The following is a 16,761-nucleotide window of genomic DNA, read 5'->3' on the forward strand; positions in this document are numbered from 1 at the left end:
CCGATGCGCCAAAGGCGACGCGGACCACCGACGTGATGAACGCGATCCGCGCCAAGGTGGCGAGCCGCGCGCTGGTCGCCGACGACCGCCTGCCCTCGATCCGCGGCCTGGCCGCGACCATGGGCGTGTCGCCCTCCACCGTCGTCGAAGCCTATGACCGGCTGGTGGCCGAGGGCCTGATCCGCGCCCGGCCCGGCTCCGGCTTCTATGTCTCGTCCACGGCCCTGCCGCCGCTCGCGCTCGCCAAGGACCAGCCGCAACGCGACCGCGCAGTCGATCCGTTCTGGGTGTCGCGGCAATCGCTTGATGCCGAGACCGGCGCGCTCAAACCCGGCTGCGGCTGGCTGCCCGCCGAGTGGATGCCGACCGAGGCGCTGCGGCGCGCGCTGCGCGGCCTCGCGCGGGCCGACGACGCCGTGCTCTCCGACTATGGCGCGACACGCGGCTCGCTCACGCTGCGTCGGATCCTGATGGCGCGGTTTGCCGACGAGGGCCTCGAGGTGCCACCCGAGCAGCTCTTGCTGACCGCGTCCGGCACGCAGGCGATCGACCTCGTCTGCCGCTTCCTGCTGCGGCCGGGCGACACTGTGCTGGTCGACGATCCCTGCTATTTCAATTTCCGGGCGCTGCTGCGCGCGCATCAGGTTCGCATCGTCAGCGTGCCCTACACGGCATCGGGCCCCGATGTCGCAAGCTTCGAGGCGACACTGGCCGCCGAGCGGCCGCGGCTCTATGTCACCAACTCGGCGCTGCATAATCCGACCGGTGCGACGCTGTCGCCGCAGACCGCGCACCGCGTGCTGAATGCCGCCACCGCCCATGATCTCACCATCGTCGAGGACGACATCTTTGCGGACTTCGAGCCGGAGCCTTCGGCGCGGCTCGCCGCGCTCGATGGCCTGAGCCGCGTGATCCGGATCGGCAGCTTCTCCAAGACGCTGTCGGCATCGGTGCGCTGCGGCTTCATCGCCGCGCGGGCGGACTGGATCGAGGATCTCGTCGATCTCCAGGTCGCGACCGGTTTCGGCGGCCCGAGCGCGGTCGCCACCGAGATCATCGCCGGCGTGCTGTCGAGCGGTTTCTATCGCAAGCATGTTGAGGAGCTGCGCCGGCGCCTTGCCCGCGCCCGCCGCGACGTCGGCGACAAACTGCAGCGCATCGGCGTCACACCCTGGCTGATGCCGCGCGGCGGCTTCTATCTGTGGTGCCATCTGCCCGACGGGTGCGACTCCGCCGACGTGGCGCGGCTGGCGCTAACGGACAATGTCGTGCTGGCGCCCGGCAACGTGTTCAGCGCCTCGCAGACGGCCGCCGCCTTCATGCGCTTCAACGTCGCGCAATGCCGCGACCCGAAGCTGATGCCGACCTTGCAGCGAGCGATCGGGCGCCAATAGCGACGGCGCCCTACTCCCTCTCCCGTTCTTACGGGGAGAGGGTTGGGGTGAGGGGCTGCTTCCTCTTGCACGGTGATAGCTGTGCCTGAGGAGAGTCCCCTCACCCGGAACGCATCTGCGATGCGTTCCGACCTCTCCCCGCACGCGGGGCGAGGTGAACGGAGTCCGCGCCGCCCCTACTTCTCACCAACCTTGAACGGCTCCTCCTTGCCAGGCGGCACGGTCTCCTCCGCCATCGCCAGGATCATCGCCACCATCACGTAATTGCCGGCGACCGCGGTGAGGTCGACGATCTGCTGATCGTTGAAAATCTTCTTGGCCCGCGCATAGGTCTCGTCGGAGACCTTCTTGGTCGTGGTCAGCTCGGTGACGAAGTCGTACACGACCGCCTCGTCGTCGGCCATCTTCGACGGCCGGTTGTCGGCCTTGAGCTCCGCGATGACGTCGGGTGGCAGGCCGGCCTTGGCGGCGAGCGGCGCGTGCGCGAACCACTCGACCTGCGAGCGCCACTGCCGGCCGATGATCAGGATCGCGAACTCGTTCAGCCGTGTCGGCACCGAGGTCTGCCAGCGCAGATAATAGAACAGATCGTAGAGCCGCTGGCCGAGCACCGGGCTCCGGATCATCGGATTGTAGGGACCGCCGATGCCGACGCTCGACACCTTCATGATCTGCTCGCCGAGCGGTTTTTGCAGGTCGCTGAGCTGCTCCATCGTGAGCTGCGGGAAGCGCGGCTCCTTGCTGGTGGCCGGCACCGAGAACACCGTCGCCGCGAGCCAGCCGCCGGCCGCGGCCAGCGTGAGCGACGAGAGCCAGACTGTTGCTGAATGCATGATTCCTCCGCTTGATTTTATCGGAGGATGCTAGTCGAGCTACGTAGCGCCAGCCAGCGATGAACACGCAGATCAGGTCATCACAGCGCGACGATATCGGTGAGGCATTGCTGCGTGACGCTCATCCGCGCATCGGTCTGCGCCTGCGTCTTGCAGTCCATGTTCATCGCGAACACCGTGATGTCGGTGCCCTTCTCGGCCCAGCCGACCAGCCAGCCGAGCGAGCCGTGCTCCTTGTCGGTGAGGCCGGTCTTGGCGCGAATGACGGCGTCGCCGACTTTCGTCACCGGGAGAATGTCGCACACCAGCTGCTGGCTGCGCTTGTCGACCGGCAGCACGCCGCGGCGCAGCCGGTCGAGGAAATCGATCTGCTGCACCGGATCGATCCGCAAATTGCCGGCCACCCAGAACTGGTCGATGCCGCCGCCGATGTCGCGGTTGCCGTAGTCGATGATCTCGAGATATTTCTTCATCCGCTCCTCGCCGATTCGGCGGGCGATCTCCTGGAACACCGGAAAGGCCGACACCGCGAGCGCGGAGCGCAGCGTGTGATCCTTGTTCCAGGCCTCGATGCTGCGGGTTGTGCCGTCCCACTTGAAGAGGTCCTTGTCGGCGTCCTGCACCACCCCCGTCTCGAGCGCGATCAGCGCGTTCGGGATCTTGAAGGTCGAGGCCGGCAGCCTGCCCTCGCCCGAGCGGACCTTGTCGCTGGCGATGATCAGATAGTCCTCGACCTTGTAGCCGACGAAGGTGCCCTCGGTGCCGAGCTCGAAGAACCGCTTTTGCAGCTCCTCGCGAAACTCGCTGCGCTGGTAGGACACATTGGCGAAGCTGCGCGATGGCAGGATCGTAGCGGCAGCAAGCAGACCGAGCGCATGGCGGCGATGGATCACGACAAGTCCTGGGCAGGTTCGCATTGACGACGATGGTGGATGCCATCGTGGTGAAAGGATGGCAAGAAGACTCACTTGTCTGTCGCGTTTTCTTCACGCGAACCGGTGCCCGCTTCGCTCGAAAACGCGCCCGCTAGCGCGCCCGGCCCGACATCCGCAGCACGAACACCAGCACCTCGGCGACGGCCTTGTAGAGCTCGGCCGGAATCTCGTCGCCGAGCTCGACATTGGAGAGCGCGCCGGCCAACACCTCGTTCTCCTCGATCGGGATGTCGTTGGCCTTGGCGACCTCGATGATCTTGGCGCCGATCGCGCCCTTGCCTTTTGCCACCACGCGCGGCGCACCGGCGTGGTCGTAATGCAGCGCGACCGCGAGCTGGTTGTTGGCCTCGCTCATGATGCGCGGTCCAGGAAATGGCCGGCGCGGGCGGGTGCGGGTTGCGGCGGGGTGCCGTCGCGGATCTCGATGTCGCCGGGCGTGAGCTCGGCCCTGGTCAGCGCCCGGCTCAGCTCGGAAGCGCCGGCGCGCAGTTGCGCGGCGGTCGAGGGACGCTCGGCCCACATCCGCACCGAGGTGCGCTCGCCGTTCAGCGACACCAGCGCGTGCACCGGGCCGGCCGGCTCGATATCGAGCGTGAAGCGCGCGCGCCACACCCGCTTGGCGGCTTCGACCTCATTGCCGCCGCCGTCGCGGGAAATCTCGAACTGCGCCATCGCCGTGCCCTGCGGGGTCAGGAACGGGATCTCGAAATTCCAGCGCGGCAGCATGGCGTCGAGCTGCGGCCGCGTAGCGTCGCCGCGGTCCGGCAGCGAGGCGACCTGCAGCAGCGTCTGCCGCGCCAGCGCGGCGTCGGTGTTTTCCAGCAGGCGATGCGCGGCGGTCGCGAGTGGCGTGTTTGGGGCGATCGACGGCTCGGCGACGGCCTGCGCCGACGGCAGCGCACCGCGAAACGGCGGTGGCGGTGTGTTGTCGCGTACCGGCACCTCGCCCGGCAGCATCTCCCTCGGCGCGGCGCCTTGCCGTGCGGGGTTGCCGAGTTCGTGCAGCGCTTGCTGAATGAGATTGAGCGCGCCGCCGGAGGACGGGCCGGCATCGAGCGCATCCGCGAGCGCCCCTGCGAACCCTGTGGTGCCGCGGGTGACATCCTCGGCGACCGGCAGGCGGGCCTGCGGCAGCAAGATCTCCTGAACGTCGAGGTCTGGCGTGCCGGATGGCATGAGGCTCGGCGCCGTCGCGGCGCTGGCCTGCGCCGGTTGCTGGAGCGGTGTGGCGGACGCGGGCCTGCCGGCATCAGCGGTACCAAGCGAGGTCAGCGCCTGGCGCAGCACGATCAGCGCGGCCTTTAGATCGGGCGCGCTGCCGCTCGCGGGCGCAATGCCCGCCGCCACCGTCGCCTCGAACAGCAGGCCGGATTTCTGCAAGCCGGTCTTGACCGCATCGCCGCTCAAATTCTCGTCGAGACCGGTCTGCTGCGCCAGCACCTGCGCGATCGCGGCCTGCAGCTTCGGCGGCAGATTGGCCGAGGCGACCGCGGCGAGATTGGCGAACAGCGGCGCCTGGCTTCCCTGCACCGCCGCCGCGGTCTGCGCCGTCGCGGTGATGGTGACGCGCTCCAGCGGCGTCAATACAGCCTTCGGTGCCGGGGCGACCGGCTGGGCGGCATCGGTGGCGTTGGCCGCTGCCGGCGACAGCCGTACGGCATCGCCGGTGTCCGGCCCCGGCCCGACCAGCTGCAGGCGGATGCCGTCATTGGTCTGCGACACTTCGAGCTGCAGGTTCTGGCCCTGCTGCAGCGGCACCTCGGTCTGGACGTCGATCGACAGGCTCGCGATCGCGATCCGCACCAGATCGGCGGACAGCACTTTCAGCACCTGCGCATTGACGACGCTGCCGGCCTCAAGCTTGAGGTCCGGCGCAACGCCGTCCGCCTCCTTCGAGGCGAGCACCGGCAGCACGGGATTGATGGCGAGTGCCATGTCGGAGGTCTCGGCCCTGCGCGAGGAACGTGCCGCAGGCTAGCCCGGCGCCGTAAACCCCTCGTTAACCGGCGGCCGGCTTGAGCTCCCTGAGCACGCCGGCGGCGGCCTTGAAATCGAGCTGGCGGGCGGCGCGGCGGACGGCGACCTCCTCGTCGACGCCCCATTTCTCGATGTTCCAGTCCTCGTCGACATGGGCGGCGGCCCAGACCTGGTCCTCGTCGCGGACGCCATGGGCGAGCGCCAGCGCCAGCAGCGCCGAGCCGGTCAGCGTCGTCACCACATGGAGCGCCGCGACCGACCATGGGTCGGTCGGGAACGCCGCCCGCGCCGCCTTGATCGCAGGCTCGGGCTGGCCGACATGCATCACCCCCTCGGCCATCACGAAATGGGCGCCGAGCGCGTCGGCGGCCCAGAACAGGATCGGATCCCAGTGCTGGGCCTCGCGCGCCACCAGCGTCTCTGGATGGCCGGCCCGGTAGAACAAGAGGTCGCTGCCGAGGAACTTGGCCGCATCGTCGGCGACCTCGTCGATGCGATCGATCACCCCCTCGATCACGCTGTTGGCAAGCCGCGTCAGCGGCATGGTCATGGGATCGATGGTCTCGCGCTGCGCATTCCATTCCGCCGCCACCGTGTCCGCAATGGCCCGCGTCGGCACCGCGATCGGCTTGCCGGACGGCGTGCGGATCGGCTTGCCGTCGAGCGTGATCGAAAATCCGCCATCGGCCTCGGCGACGCCGGCGCTGGTGTAGAACCGCTTGCGCTGGGGCGTGCGGATGTGGCGCCGCACCGCCTCCTGCGGATCGAACGGAGATTGTTCTGGGACATCGTCGAAAAGTTCGCGCATCGCGCCGGGTAGCTTTCGTTCATAGGGATTTCCCTGCAAGATATGTCAGGGGCAACGGCAAATAAAGCTGATGGGACGCGGCAAATTCCTTGCGGGTTTTTCGCTGGTTGCGGTGGTTTTCGCCTCCGCCACAGCCTGTGCCGGGTTCCGTTCGCCGGAATCCCTGATCCGCAACGTCTACGCCCATTATGGGCGAGGCAGCGCCGAATATTCCAACGGCCTGCCGCGCGACGAGGAAACGGCTCGCCGATTCTTCGATCCCACCCTGCGCGGTGCCTGGACCGCGCTGCACGATGCGCCCTACGATTTTCTGGTGCAGAGCCCGACCTGGCGGCTCGGCCCGATCTCGATCGCAATCCCGCGCCGGCAGTTCGACAAGGCCGACGTGACGGTGACATTCGACAATGAAGGCCGCGCCGTCACGCTCAACTTCATCGTCGTCAATGGTCCCGACGGCTGGGTGATTTCGGATGTCGAGAGCCCGCACGATTCCTTGCGGACGTTTCTGACGCAGTTTCGGCGGTAGTAGCTGCCCTTGCCCTTCCGGCGATCGCTGCTCCACCGGCCACGTCGGCAGCCATATCGGCTACAAGCCGATGCTTTGACGCTGCCGCTTGGCCCGCCTTGTGACTATGTCCGCCTACCTGTTCCGGTCACCACCAAGAAGATTCTTGTAGACCTTCCCATCTTTCATGATGACCAGGAAATTCTTCGCCGGATCCTCTATCAGCTTGATGTTGTCGATTGGATTGCCATCGACCAGCAGAAGGTCGGCCAACGCGCCTTCCTCCACCACGCCCAGCATGCCTGGATATGGATTTCGAAGCCCGGACAGACCGAGCAATTCGGCATTCGTCGATGTCGCCATGATGAGCGCTTCAGCCGGCGTGTACCATCGCGTGAGGGCTGACAGCATGGCGCCTTGCCGGTCGGCGAGTGCCTTCGAGAACAACACGTCGGTACCGAATGCCGTCTTCAACTTGTACTTCTTCGCAAAGCCGTAGACCCTGTCGGTGCCGGCAACGACCTGCCGCATCTTGTCCTGCTCCGCAGGTCCAAGGGCGCTGGCGCCCGACATATCGAGGAAGGGCTGGGTGCTCAGCCAAATTCCCTTCTCGGCCATCAGGCGGGCCGACGCGTCGTCCATCAAATGACCATGCTCGATACACTTGACCCCCGCTGCGATCGATCGCTGGATCGCGACCGGCGTGTAGGCGTGTACGACGGCATAAGTACCCCAGTTCTCCGCAGCCTCGACCGCGGCGCGCAACTCCGGTTCAGTGAACGTGGACACATCGAGCGGGCTGAACGGCGACGCCACCCCACCGCCCGCCGTGAGCTTGACCTGCGTAGCCCCTTGCATGAGTTGCTCGCGCGCGCGCACGCGAACTTCATCCGGGCTGTCCGCGACCATGGCGCCGCCTATCCTCTCCATGCGGCTGAGCATGCCGCCGATTGTTCTGGGCAGATCGGACAGCGGCCGGAAGTCGCCATGGCCGCCGGTGATGGTGATCATGGCACCGGATGGGTAGATGCGGGGACCGGCGACGAGACCTTCGTCGATCGCGCGCTTGAGGGAAAAGGCCGGCCCGCCCATGTCGCGAATGGTGGTGAAGCCGCGCATGAGGGTGGCCGTTGCCTCGGCGGCCGCAAGAAGATTGATGTAACCGATGTCGCTGGCCATCACGGCCGCCGGCGTCGGGCGTACCAGCAGTGCATGCCAGTGCGCGTCGATCAGCCCGGGCATCAGCACCCGTCCGTCGCCGGCAATCACCTGAGCGTCGGCCGCGATCGGCCCAGTCGAAATTTTCTCGATCTTGTTGTTCCGGATCAGCACATTGGACGGCCCGGACAGCGCGCCATTCCTGCCATCGAAAATTCGCACGTTCTGAAACAGCACGTCGCCATTCTGCTGAGCTTGCGCGGGCAGCAAGGCGACGAGGCTCATCACGATCGACGCAACCAGCGCCGAAACTCTCACGCCCTTCCTCAAACCTGACATGTCCACTCTCCGCCGATGGCGCATCGCGCGAGACCGTCATTGATGTCGCGAGGAGCCGATTTGATTTCAGACGATTAATGAGAGTTCTGCTGCTCCCTAGAGGATCGACGGCCTATTGAGCCGCTCTGGCGGCAGGCTGTAAAGCGTAAGTCAGCCATCCGATGCCATGAGACAGCAGATCGATCCCCAGCAGCAGCCCGAGCACCCACAGCCCGGTCGCCGGAAATCCCGTCAGAATGATGAGGCCGGCCAGAACGCCAAACAGCCCGGATGCCAGCATGATCCAGCCGGACTGCTGCCAATGGCCGATGCCGACCAGCATGCGCACAATCCCTGAGACCAAAAGCATGAGACCGAGGGCATAGGTCAGGAGCAGCGCGCTCGCCACCGGTTGGCTGAGCAGAACGATTCCGCAGGCAAGGTAGAGCACCCCCAGCAGAAGCTGCCACACGAATCCACCCCAGCCCTTGGTCCAGAAGGCGTGCAGGATTTCGAACCCGCCGGCAACAATGGCCGTCCAGCCGATAAAGATGGCGCTGATCACGGTGAAAAGCACGACATCTCCCAGCACCAGAAGGCCCGCGGCGATCATGACGAGGCCCAGCAGAACGCAGACCCATAAAGGCGGGCCAGGCAGGCCGCGGAGCATCGTGGGACTGTTCTCATAGGTAGCCATGTCGTCCTCCTTGATCCCTGGCAGCCATGGCACGGTCGCGCATTCCAGGCCGCGCAACCGCGCCACTCGCGCCGCCGGAGCTTGTGCCTGCCCTCACCAGCGCCATCCACAGCGGCGGCGACCTCTGTGCCACCAACAGGTCCAGCGGCGGCGGCGCGGTGGCGGAGGACGCGGGCGCGGTGGTGGCCGGGCGACGACCATATGAAGCGGCCGCTCCGGATCATCCGTCTTCGCGACGAGGGCATCTTCGGGGGCGACTGGCAGCGCCTTGGCCGCCTGCATCAGCAAGCCGGTTCCGAGACCAGCGACTGCGACGCCGCCAAGCATTCTCCGGAGCACGATGCGACGGTCGAGTTCATCCATATCTGGCACCTGGTTATTGCAGAGACCTTCTTGCCCCGCGGCGCCCGACGTCCGATCAGGCCGATCGCTCGCCCTCGCCGGTCGCTCCGTCGTCCGGTATTTCGCCTGGCCGATAATTCGGCAGCCGTCCCGCGGGAATGACCGTAAGCAGTGCGAGGCCGGCCATGATCAGCAACCCGATCTTCAAAGCGCGCAGGCGCGCTTCGGTGTTGACCCGGACGGCTTCCTCGACCTGCTGTGGCGTACCGCTCGTGCCTTCGAGTACGCTGCGCAGCCGATCATTGCTGACGAAAGTGATGTTGCCGAGATCAACCTGGCTCTGAAGCTCCTTGGTCAGCACCGGACTGGCCGCGATCCTGCCGAGCGCGATCGTGCTCAAAAGACCGACCAGAAGAGCTCCGGCCACCGCGGTGCCAACGGCAGCCGCCAGATTCTGCGTGGTTCCGCGCAAAGACCCGACATCCCCCGCCAACGCCTTGGGCGAAGCAGTGACCAGAACGTTGAACAGCAGTGTCACCAGCGAGCCCTGGCCGATACCGAACAGCACGAGGCCAAGGAGAACGGGAATCTCGCTCCAGTCGTTGCGCACGACGAACGCGAGCCACAGCAACGCAACGGTGCAGAGCCCAAAGCCGAAGCGTCCGATCTGGCGGGGCGTCAGCTTGTCGTAGAGATTGACGATCAGCATCGCCGAGAGAAAGACGGTCAGATTGAACGGCATCATCGCGATCGCCGTCGCGATTGGCGAACGTCCCTGCACGATCTGGATGTAGAGCGGCACCGTGAAGTTCAGCGCGGCCTCGAGCGCCACGACCGCGAACAGCGCGTAGACCGCACACCTCTCCTCCGGCGAATCGATCACCTCCAACGCCAGCAAAGGCGTCCTCCCCGCGGCCTGCTGGCGATGCGTCCACATCAGGAATGCCTGCCCGAGCACTATGCCAAGCACGATCAGGACCGGTGCCGGCGAGACGCCCAGCAAGTCGAATGGCGCGTTAGGGGTCGCCAGGATCACGCCCCAACTGTTCAGATTATTGAAGCCGAAGCTGATGAAGATGATCGCGCTCGCGGCAAGAGCGACCCCGATCATGTCGATCTGGACATCCGGGCGACCGTGGTCCGGCCGCAGGCGGAAACTCAGAGCGAAAGCGATCGCCGAGGCAACGATGAGAATTCCAAATGCGGGGCGCCAGCCGATATAGGTGCCGAGCAACCCGCCGACGACAAATGCCAGCACGCCGGCGGCAGCCCGCGCCGAGCCCAACGCGCCAAGGGCCGTCGCCTGCTGGCGTCCGGCATAATTCTCGGCAATCAGCGCGACGAGCGAGGGCACGATCACCGCGCCCGCAGCGCCGCAAAGCGCCTGAGCGGAAATCATGACGGAGGCCGTAGGGCTGAACGTCATCGCAATCTGCGCTATCAGGAAAAGCACGACGGCACCGCGAAATACCTGCACCGCCCCGAACCTTTGGGCGAGCTTGGCGCCAAGCATCACGAACCCGGCGACAAGCATCGAGTACGCCACGATTCCAGTCGCGACCGTGGTCGGCGGCACGCCGAAGCTGGCCACCATTCCCCCCATCGCAACCGGCAACGACGCGACGTTGAACGACATGATCATCTGGCCGAACGCAATCGCGACCATGGGCACCCATGATGCGCGCTCTTCCTGATGAATGTCGCCGATCGAGATTGCTTGCGTTGCCATCGCGTCCTCCAACCTGCCCGACGTTGCGATCGATCGGGCCACGGCTCGACCGATCTTCAGTGCCTCTTGTTCACTCGTCCGGTTGGGACACGAACAGATCCATGCCCAGTCTTTGCGACAGGAACTTCGCGGCGAGCTGCCCTCGCACGCTGTTGCCGGCCGCATCCAGTGGCGGCCCGAAAGTGCCGAAACCACCCTTTCCTGGAGACACCGCGACGATGCCTCCACCAATGCCGCTTTTGCCGGGCAGACCGATGTCGTACAGCCAGTCGCCCGACGTCTCGTACAGTCCAGCAGTGACCATGACCGCCAACGCATAGTGGCACACGGCCGCATCGACCACCCGCTGCCGGGTCACGGGGTTCACCCCGCCGTCGGCCAGCGTCGCACCCATCACGGCGAGATCCCTGGCGCTCACATTCAGCGAACACTGCCGGGTGTAGAGATCGGTCGCCTGCCTGGCGTCGCAATAGATCCGGTCGTAGCTCTCCAGCAACCGCGCGATGCTTCGATTGCGAAAATTGGTCTTGGATGCCGATGCGTAGACTTCCTCGTTGAGCGAAAGCTTGCGGCCCGCGAAGCGCGAGAGACCGTCATGGATGAACCGCCATTGCTCGTCAGCGCTCGAGCCCGGCACAAGGCTTGTGGTCGCGATCGCGCCTGCGTTCACCATGGGGTTGGTGCGCCCGGCTCCATGCTCGATCGCCGCCAGTGAATTGAACGGCAGCCCGGTCGCGTTCGCGCCCAGTTTTGCACGAGCCTCTTCAGGGCCGATGGCCTCGCACACCAATGCGAATACGAATGGCTTCGATACACTCATGATCGAGAATTCGTATTCGGTATCGCCCGCGCCGTAGACACGTCCGCTGGTGCCGGCCACGCAGACGCCGAACAGTTCACTCCGCACCCTGGCCAGGGCCGGATAAACCTGCGAATTGGTCCCTTCGCTGTTCGACTTGAAGCGCTGATGCGCTTGAGACACGAGCTCCTGCACCATCTCGGGTTCGGGCAAGTGCCCGGTCGAGATGTAGGGCCGCTCCGCTTGTTCCGCGATCGAAGGCGGCCGCATTGGCTGTCCTTCCGCATTTCGACCTTATTGCTTCAGGTCTTCTAGTCGGCAACCAGAAGTAGGCGCCCGAAAAACCACGGAGTCAACGATCCACTCCCACAGCCTTTGCAATGCTTGCGTTGGTCCAGAACACTTTACGACAAATGCGCTGAACGCATTGCGTATCGCGGAATCGCAGCGCCGTTGCGCGATGCACATTCGATATAGTCATGCGACGTTTCGGCGCGGCTAGGTAAGCAAGATTGTCCAATCGCCCGCGGCGCAATTGAATCAAAAGAGAAGTCATCATGGCAGCAACGAGCGATTTCCATCATTGGCACGCGAGAGTACGATCATCGTGTGCGGATGTGAGCCCGCCGCTTGTCCAAGCAACACCGGCCCGCGGCGACGGTGGAATGACCGCATCACTTACAGAGTGAGGTTGATCATGGTGGCGCGCGCAAGCGACGGACAGCTTCTGTTGGTAAAGAAGCTTGGTGGGCTTATTGCTATCGTTGTAGGCTGCTTGCTGACAGCAGTCGGTGTGACATTCGAATCGACAAGCACAACTGTCGTCGGTGTCTTGCTTCTCGTGCTCGGGGCGGCCCTGCTCACGCTCAAGATCATGAGACGAAATCAAAGCGGTCCGTTTGGATAGCCAGACAGATTCGCACGGTCGACAGCCTTGAACCGGATCGCCGCGGCTCCGCCGGCCGATGCCGCTTGCCTGTTCGTACTCGCGCCGGCGCGACGACAATTCCTTCCATGCGTCAGCAAGGCTTGTCTAGCAGACCACGCCCTGCCCTAATCCCGGTGGTTGGCGCAGGATCGCGAATAGGCGGCACGCTCGGCCTGGTTCAGGCCGGCGGCGGCGGCCTCGTCGAGGCACCGGCTGACGCGGTCGCCGAACGAGCTGCGCGGCCGCGAACGCAGGCTCGGCTGCGTCGGCGCGTCCATCCTGGGGATCGCCGGCACCTCGATCCGCGGCGGCGGTGGGGGTTGAGGGACCGGCGGATCCCACGTCGAGCGGCCGGGCGCAAGGATTTGCGCGCTTGCCGCGCCCATGGCCCAGAGCAGAACGCCGGCAACAATCAGGGATCGCTTCATAGCCTATATGTCGTGACGCGGCAGCAACGGTTCAAGTGAACGCACCATGCGTCAACGCTGCCCCCGAGATGCGAGTTCCCCGCCCTCGTCACGGTTTCTGGTAGATCACGTGACCGGCACGGATCGTGCTGCTCACTTTCGCAAGATTGCCGACGTCACCGAGCGGATCGCCGTCGAGCACCACGAGATCGGCGTCGAAGCCCTGCTCGACCCGTCCCTTCTTCGCGGCCTTGAAGAACCGCGCCGGATTGGTCGTCAGCGAGGCCAGCACCTGCCGCTCCGACAACACGCAGTGCATCAGCTGAAATTCCTGCGTGGTGTCGTACACCGTGGTGAAACCGACATCGGTGCCGAACAGCACCGTGCCGCCATTCTCCGAAAACTGCTTGAGCTGGTTGACGGTCGAGGCCACCAGACGGTTGGTGACGTTCGGATCGAGCACCACGGTGGTGAACAGCGACAGTGTGGGAACGAGCGCAGTCCCCTGTGCCTTGAACCGCGCCAGCTGATCCGCGGTGTAGCTGGGTTCGCCGGGCGTGGTGTGCGCGAGCACGTCGACGCCGGACTCGATCACCGTTTCGACGCCGACCTTGTCCTGCGGATGTGCGAACACCGGCCTGCCCTGCGCATGCGCGACGTCGACAGCCGCCTTGGCGATTGCAGGGTCCATGTTGACGACGGGCTTGTCCCCCATGAAGGCGCCGGTGAACAGCTTGATGCCGTCCTCACCCATGGCGAGCCAGTCGCGCGCCCATTTCGTGGCCTCCTCCGGCGTTGCGACCTCAGGAAGCTGCACTTCGCGAGGGATGTAGACGGGGTGCCCACCCTTCGGGAAGATATTGCCGGCGAGCAGGATGTTGGGGCCGGCGACTTCGCCCGCGGCGATGCGCTTGCACAGCGGCAAGGTGTCGCTCGGATCGGAGCCGAGATCCCATACCGTCGTGAAACCCCAGCGCGTCAGCATCTCCTGCATGTGCTGCGTCAGCGCTGCGGCCGGCGCTGCGCCAGCGTTGCGCCAGACTTTTTGCGTGAAATGGACATGGCTGTTCCAGAAGCCGGCGACGATGGTCTTGCCGCTGCAATCGATCACGCGGGCATCCGGCGGCGCCTGGATGTCGCCGGACTTGCCGACCGCGCTGATGAGGCCGTCGGTCATCACGATCACCGCATCCGGCAGCGCTTGCGCATCGGCCGATGCGTAGAGCGTGCCGCCGCGGAGCACGATGGTCTCGGCCTGTGCCGTCACCGCGGCGACAGCTGAGCTGATCAGGAAAAGCATGACCCGCAGCCAGGTGCCGATCATGGAGAGTCTCCGTTGCAGGCCGGCAAAGGCCGGCGCGCGAGGATAGCCGCAAAGCGCGGAGCCGTTTGATCGTTGTTGCTGTCCGCGCCGGATATCGGCGCCCGACCGTCACTCCTCGGGCGCGTTCTCGATCGGGTCGAAGCGGTCGGCCTCGAGCCCGAGCAGATTCCAGGATTGCAGCATGTGCGGCGGCAGCGGCGCGGTGGCATCGATCACGCCGCCCCTCGGGTGCGGAATCACGATGCGGCGGGCGAGCAGATGCAGCCGGTTCTGCAGGCCGCCGGGCAGCTGCCAGTTCTCCTTGTTGAAATATTTGGGATCACCGACGATCGCGTGATCGATATGCGCCATGTGGGCGCGCAATTGATGGGTGCGGCCGGTCACCGGCTTGAGCGAGACCCAGGCGAGCTTGGTCGCCGAGGTCTCGACCACGGCATAATAGGTCACGGCGTGGCTCGCGCCCTCGTCACCATGCTCCGCGATCCGCATGATGCTGTCCTCCTCGCTCTCCTCCTTGGCGAGATAGGTCGAGATGCGGCCCTGCTTCGGCTTCGGCACGCCGGCGACCAACGCCCAGTAGATCTTGCGCGCGGAGCGATGGCGGAATGCGCCGGTGAGGTGCGTGGCAGCGAAACGCGTCTTGGCGACCAGAAGGCAGCCGGAGGTCTCCCGGTCGAGCCGATGCACCAGCCGCGGCTTCTGCCCCTTGGCGTCGCGCATCACCTCGAGCATCTGGTCGACATGGCGCGTCATGCCGGAGCCGCCCTGCACGGCGAGACCGGCCGGCTTGTTCAGCACCAGCACGTCGTCGTCCTCGTACAGCGTCATGTCCTTCAGCGCCTGCAGCGTCTTCGCCTCGGCCTCGGAGAGCGTGCCTGATGTCTTCGGCGTGTCGAGCCGCAGCGGCGGGATGCGCACGCTCTGGCCCTCCTCCAGCCGGTCCTTGGAATCGGCGCGCTTGCCGTTGACCCTGAGTTCGCCCTTCCGGACGATGCGCTGGATGTGGGAGAACGACAGGCCGGGAAAGCGTGCCTCGAGGAAACGGTCGACGCGCATGCCGTTCTCGTCGGCGGTGACGACGACGGTCTGCACCTTGGTCGGCAGCGGCTGCTCGGCCGCGGGCTTCGTAGCGGCGGGCTCAGCCCGCTCCTGCCGGTCGCGACGCGACTCGGCAAAGCGCGGCGGCTTTGCGGACGCCCGGTGCGCGAACGGACGCTCTCCAGACTTGCGCTCACCGAACTTGCGATCGTCCGGCTTGCGGGTGCGCTCCGCCGATCCGCTCTTCCCACGATCCTTACCACGATCCTTGCCGCGATCGCCGGCGCGGTCCCGGTCGCGGCCCTTGTCGCGCCCTTTGGCGCGGTCGCCCGGCGATGTAGTTCTCTTGATGCGGCGGCTCATGGTGATTTTTCGGCTCCAGACCTGCATTGTGCCTAGCGCAAATGCCGCGAATCGTCACGGCGAAATCGGTGTGAATCCGGTGCAACATCGGCCATGTTCGGCCGCATACGACAATCGACGGGGGCCCTGGAATGAGACTGGCGATATCGGCTTTGGCGGCGGCCCTGATGCTCACGGACCCTGCGCACGCCCAGCAAAGTCCGATGCCCGAAGCCGCGATGCCGGAAGATCTGGCCTGGAAGCTCCTGGAACTCGGCCGCGTCATCGACCCGCCCAAGACCGCTGCACTCTACGCGCCGCTGCAACAGAAGGAGCCCTATCAGGGCGTCAAGGTCGAGCGCGACCTCAAATACGGCCCCGCCGACCGGCATCTGCTCGACGTGTTCACGCCGGAGACGGCGGCGCCCGCACGACCCGTGCTGATCTACATCCATGGCGGGGGCTTCGTCGCGGGCAACAAGCGCGCGCCCGGCAGCCCGTTCTACGACAACATCATGCTGTGGGCGGTCAAGAACGGCTTCGTCGGCGTCAATGCCACCTATCGCCTCGCGCCGGCCTTTCCGTGGCCGGCAGGCCCGGAGGACATGGGTGCGATCGTGCAGTGGGTTGCGGAAAACATCGCCTCCCGCGGCGGCGAGCCGAGGCGCATCTTCCTGATGGGCCAATCGGCCGGCGCGATCCATGTCGCGAGCTATGTCTCCCATGGCGAATTCCACAAGGTGAAGGGCGGCGGACTTGCCGGCGCGATCATGGTGTCGGGCATCTATGATCTGACCGCCTCGCCGGCCGGCGACGCCGAGCTCGCCTATTACGGCTCCGACCCCTCGCGCTATGCCGAACGCTCCTCGCTGCAAGGGCTGGTCGCGAGCCCGATCCCGTTCCTGATCACCGCGGCCGAGCTCGATCCGCCGCGCTTCGTCGAGCAGTTCGAGCTCATGAAGCAGGCCAGTTGCAAGCGGCCGAGCGGCTGCGCCCGCAGCTTCATGCTGCCGCAGCACAGCCACATGTCGGAGGTCTATGCGATCAACACGCCGGACACGCGGCTGACGGACGAGATTTTGGAGTTCGTGAAGAGCGTCAAGTGACGCGCGAGCGCAATATGAGGTTATGGGCCGTCGCAGCGGGCGCTGGCAAAATATCGAAAACAACCCCATGCAAAGGAGCCGGCGGCGATCGGCGTGGCACCAAGCAACTTGACACGTCGGG

The 16,761-nt window shown here is 65.6% G+C and carries 15 protein-coding genes; 3 read left to right on the plus strand and 12 right to left on the minus strand.

Annotated features, from left to right (window positions below; all coding sequences use genetic code 11):
- Window positions 1-35 precede the first annotated feature (35 nt).
- A complete protein-coding gene (locus ACVMB1_RS16250) occupies window positions 36-1,394 on the plus strand; it encodes an aminotransferase-like domain-containing protein (RefSeq protein ID WP_076831695.1) in 1,359 nt (452 codons plus the stop codon).
- 176 nt (window positions 1,395-1,570) lie between these two features.
- On the opposite strand, the gene ACVMB1_RS16255 is transcribed toward ACVMB1_RS16250, so the two are convergent.
- From ACVMB1_RS16255 to ACVMB1_RS16275, 5 genes are all read right to left on the minus strand, one after another.
- Window positions 1,571-2,227 (minus strand): carboxymuconolactone decarboxylase family protein, encoded by a 657-nt coding sequence (locus ACVMB1_RS16255; RefSeq protein ID WP_076831341.1) that lies wholly within the window; start codon window positions 2,225-2,227, stop codon window positions 1,571-1,573.
- A gap of 80 nt (window positions 2,228-2,307) precedes the next feature.
- On the minus strand, window positions 2,308-3,120 hold the full coding sequence (gene blaOXA / locus ACVMB1_RS16260) for a class D beta-lactamase (protein ID WP_076831343.1): 813 nt from the start codon (window positions 3,118-3,120) through the stop codon (window positions 2,308-2,310).
- A 133-nt stretch (window positions 3,121-3,253) separates the two neighbouring features.
- Window positions 3,254-3,517 (minus strand): EscU/YscU/HrcU family type III secretion system export apparatus switch protein, encoded by a 264-nt coding sequence (locus ACVMB1_RS16265; protein ID WP_028335488.1) that lies wholly within the window; start codon window positions 3,515-3,517, stop codon window positions 3,254-3,256.
- The gene (gene fliK, locus ACVMB1_RS16270; protein WP_076831346.1) at window positions 3,514-5,097 is read right to left on the minus strand and encodes a flagellar hook-length control protein FliK; all 1,584 of its coding nucleotides are present in this window, start codon (window positions 5,095-5,097) and stop codon (window positions 3,514-3,516) included. The genes ACVMB1_RS16265 and fliK overlap by 4 nt, the downstream gene beginning before the upstream one ends.
- Before the next feature lie 64 nt (window positions 5,098-5,161).
- Window positions 5,162-5,947, minus strand: a complete 786-nt coding sequence (locus ACVMB1_RS16275) for an ATP12 family chaperone protein (protein WP_057015499.1) — start codon at window positions 5,945-5,947, stop codon at window positions 5,162-5,164.
- Between the two features lie 70 nt (window positions 5,948-6,017).
- Between ACVMB1_RS16275 and ACVMB1_RS16280 the strand changes: the two genes are divergently transcribed.
- A complete protein-coding gene (locus ACVMB1_RS16280; RefSeq protein WP_057015498.1) occupies window positions 6,018-6,473 on the plus strand; it encodes a hypothetical protein in 456 nt (151 codons plus the stop codon).
- Window positions 6,474-6,587: 114 nt separating this feature from the next.
- Here ACVMB1_RS16280 and ACVMB1_RS16285 read toward each other — a convergent pair whose 3' ends face one another.
- The 7 genes from ACVMB1_RS16285 to ACVMB1_RS16315 form a co-directional block, all read right to left on the minus strand.
- The gene (locus ACVMB1_RS16285; protein ID WP_244558928.1) at window positions 6,588-7,895 is read right to left on the minus strand and encodes a metal-dependent hydrolase family protein; all 1,308 of its coding nucleotides are present in this window, start codon (window positions 7,893-7,895) and stop codon (window positions 6,588-6,590) included.
- Between the two features lie 166 nt (window positions 7,896-8,061).
- Window positions 8,062-8,625 carry an HdeD family acid-resistance protein gene (locus ACVMB1_RS16290; RefSeq protein WP_076831697.1) on the minus strand — a complete coding sequence of 188 codons (564 nt, stop codon included), beginning with the start codon at window positions 8,623-8,625 and terminating at the stop codon, window positions 8,062-8,064.
- Window positions 8,626-9,043: 418 nt separating this feature from the next.
- Window positions 9,044-10,696: an MFS transporter gene (locus ACVMB1_RS16295; protein WP_194295394.1), complete on the minus strand. Its 1,653-nt coding sequence runs from the start codon at window positions 10,694-10,696 to the stop codon at window positions 9,044-9,046.
- A 70-nt stretch (window positions 10,697-10,766) separates the two neighbouring features.
- A complete protein-coding gene (gene glsA, locus ACVMB1_RS16300; RefSeq protein WP_253623756.1) occupies window positions 10,767-11,765 on the minus strand; it encodes a glutaminase A in 999 nt (332 codons plus the stop codon).
- A 783-nt stretch (window positions 11,766-12,548) separates the two neighbouring features.
- Window positions 12,549-12,851, minus strand: a complete 303-nt coding sequence (locus ACVMB1_RS16305) for a hypothetical protein (protein ID WP_076831355.1) — start codon at window positions 12,849-12,851, stop codon at window positions 12,549-12,551.
- A gap of 88 nt (window positions 12,852-12,939) precedes the next feature.
- Window positions 12,940-14,154: an amidohydrolase family protein gene (locus ACVMB1_RS16310; RefSeq protein WP_076831358.1), complete on the minus strand. Its 1,215-nt coding sequence runs from the start codon at window positions 14,152-14,154 to the stop codon at window positions 12,940-12,942.
- Window positions 14,155-14,262: 108 nt separating this feature from the next.
- Window positions 14,263-15,555: an RluA family pseudouridine synthase gene (locus ACVMB1_RS16315; protein WP_076831710.1), complete on the minus strand. Its 1,293-nt coding sequence runs from the start codon at window positions 15,553-15,555 to the stop codon at window positions 14,263-14,265.
- Window positions 15,556-15,758: 203 nt separating this feature from the next.
- Here ACVMB1_RS16315 and ACVMB1_RS16320 point away from each other — a divergent pair, with 203 nt between their 5' ends.
- Complete coding sequence (locus tag ACVMB1_RS16320; protein WP_310885845.1) at window positions 15,759-16,640, plus strand: alpha/beta hydrolase; 882 nt, start codon at window positions 15,759-15,761, stop codon at window positions 16,638-16,640.
- The last annotated feature ends 121 nt before the right edge of the window (window positions 16,641-16,761 follow it).

Source organism: Bradyrhizobium sp. USDA 4504, from assembly GCF_054063995.1.

Bases quoted from the DNA above. Each gene is read 5' to 3' on its own strand.
- fliK (WP_076831346.1), bottom strand. From the start codon at position 5,097: ATGGCACTCGCCATCAATCCCGTGCTGCCGGTGCTCGCCTCGAAGGAG.
- ACVMB1_RS16280 (WP_057015498.1), top strand. From the start codon at position 6,018: ATGGGACGCGGCAAATTCCTTGCGGGTTTTTCGCTGGTTGCGGTGGTT.
- ACVMB1_RS16305 (WP_076831355.1), bottom strand. From the start codon at position 12,851: ATGAAGCGATCCCTGATTGTTGCCGGCGTTCTGCTCTGGGCCATGGGC.
- ACVMB1_RS16265 (WP_028335488.1), bottom strand. From the start codon at position 3,517: ATGAGCGAGGCCAACAACCAGCTCGCGGTCGCGCTGCATTACGACCAC.
- ACVMB1_RS16275 (WP_057015499.1), bottom strand. From the start codon at position 5,947: ATGCGCGAACTTTTCGACGATGTCCCAGAACAATCTCCGTTCGATCCG.
- ACVMB1_RS16255 (WP_076831341.1), bottom strand. From the start codon at position 2,227: ATGCATTCAGCAACAGTCTGGCTCTCGTCGCTCACGCTGGCCGCGGCC.
- ACVMB1_RS16315 (WP_076831710.1), bottom strand. From the start codon at position 15,555: ATGAGCCGCCGCATCAAGAGAACTACATCGCCGGGCGACCGCGCCAAA.
- ACVMB1_RS16295 (WP_194295394.1), bottom strand. From the start codon at position 10,696: ATGGCAACGCAAGCAATCTCGATCGGCGACATTCATCAGGAAGAGCGC.
- ACVMB1_RS16310 (WP_076831358.1), bottom strand. From the start codon at position 14,154: ATGATCGGCACCTGGCTGCGGGTCATGCTTTTCCTGATCAGCTCAGCT.
- ACVMB1_RS16290 (WP_076831697.1), bottom strand. From the start codon at position 8,625: ATGGCTACCTATGAGAACAGTCCCACGATGCTCCGCGGCCTGCCTGGC.
- ACVMB1_RS16250 (WP_076831695.1), top strand. From the start codon at position 36: ATGAACGCGATCCGCGCCAAGGTGGCGAGCCGCGCGCTGGTCGCCGAC.
- ACVMB1_RS16285 (WP_244558928.1), bottom strand. From the start codon at position 7,895: ATGAGCCTCGTCGCCTTGCTGCCCGCGCAAGCTCAGCAGAATGGCGAC.
- glsA (WP_253623756.1), bottom strand. From the start codon at position 11,765: ATGCGGCCGCCTTCGATCGCGGAACAAGCGGAGCGGCCCTACATCTCG.
- ACVMB1_RS16320 (WP_310885845.1), top strand. From the start codon at position 15,759: ATGCCCGAAGCCGCGATGCCGGAAGATCTGGCCTGGAAGCTCCTGGAA.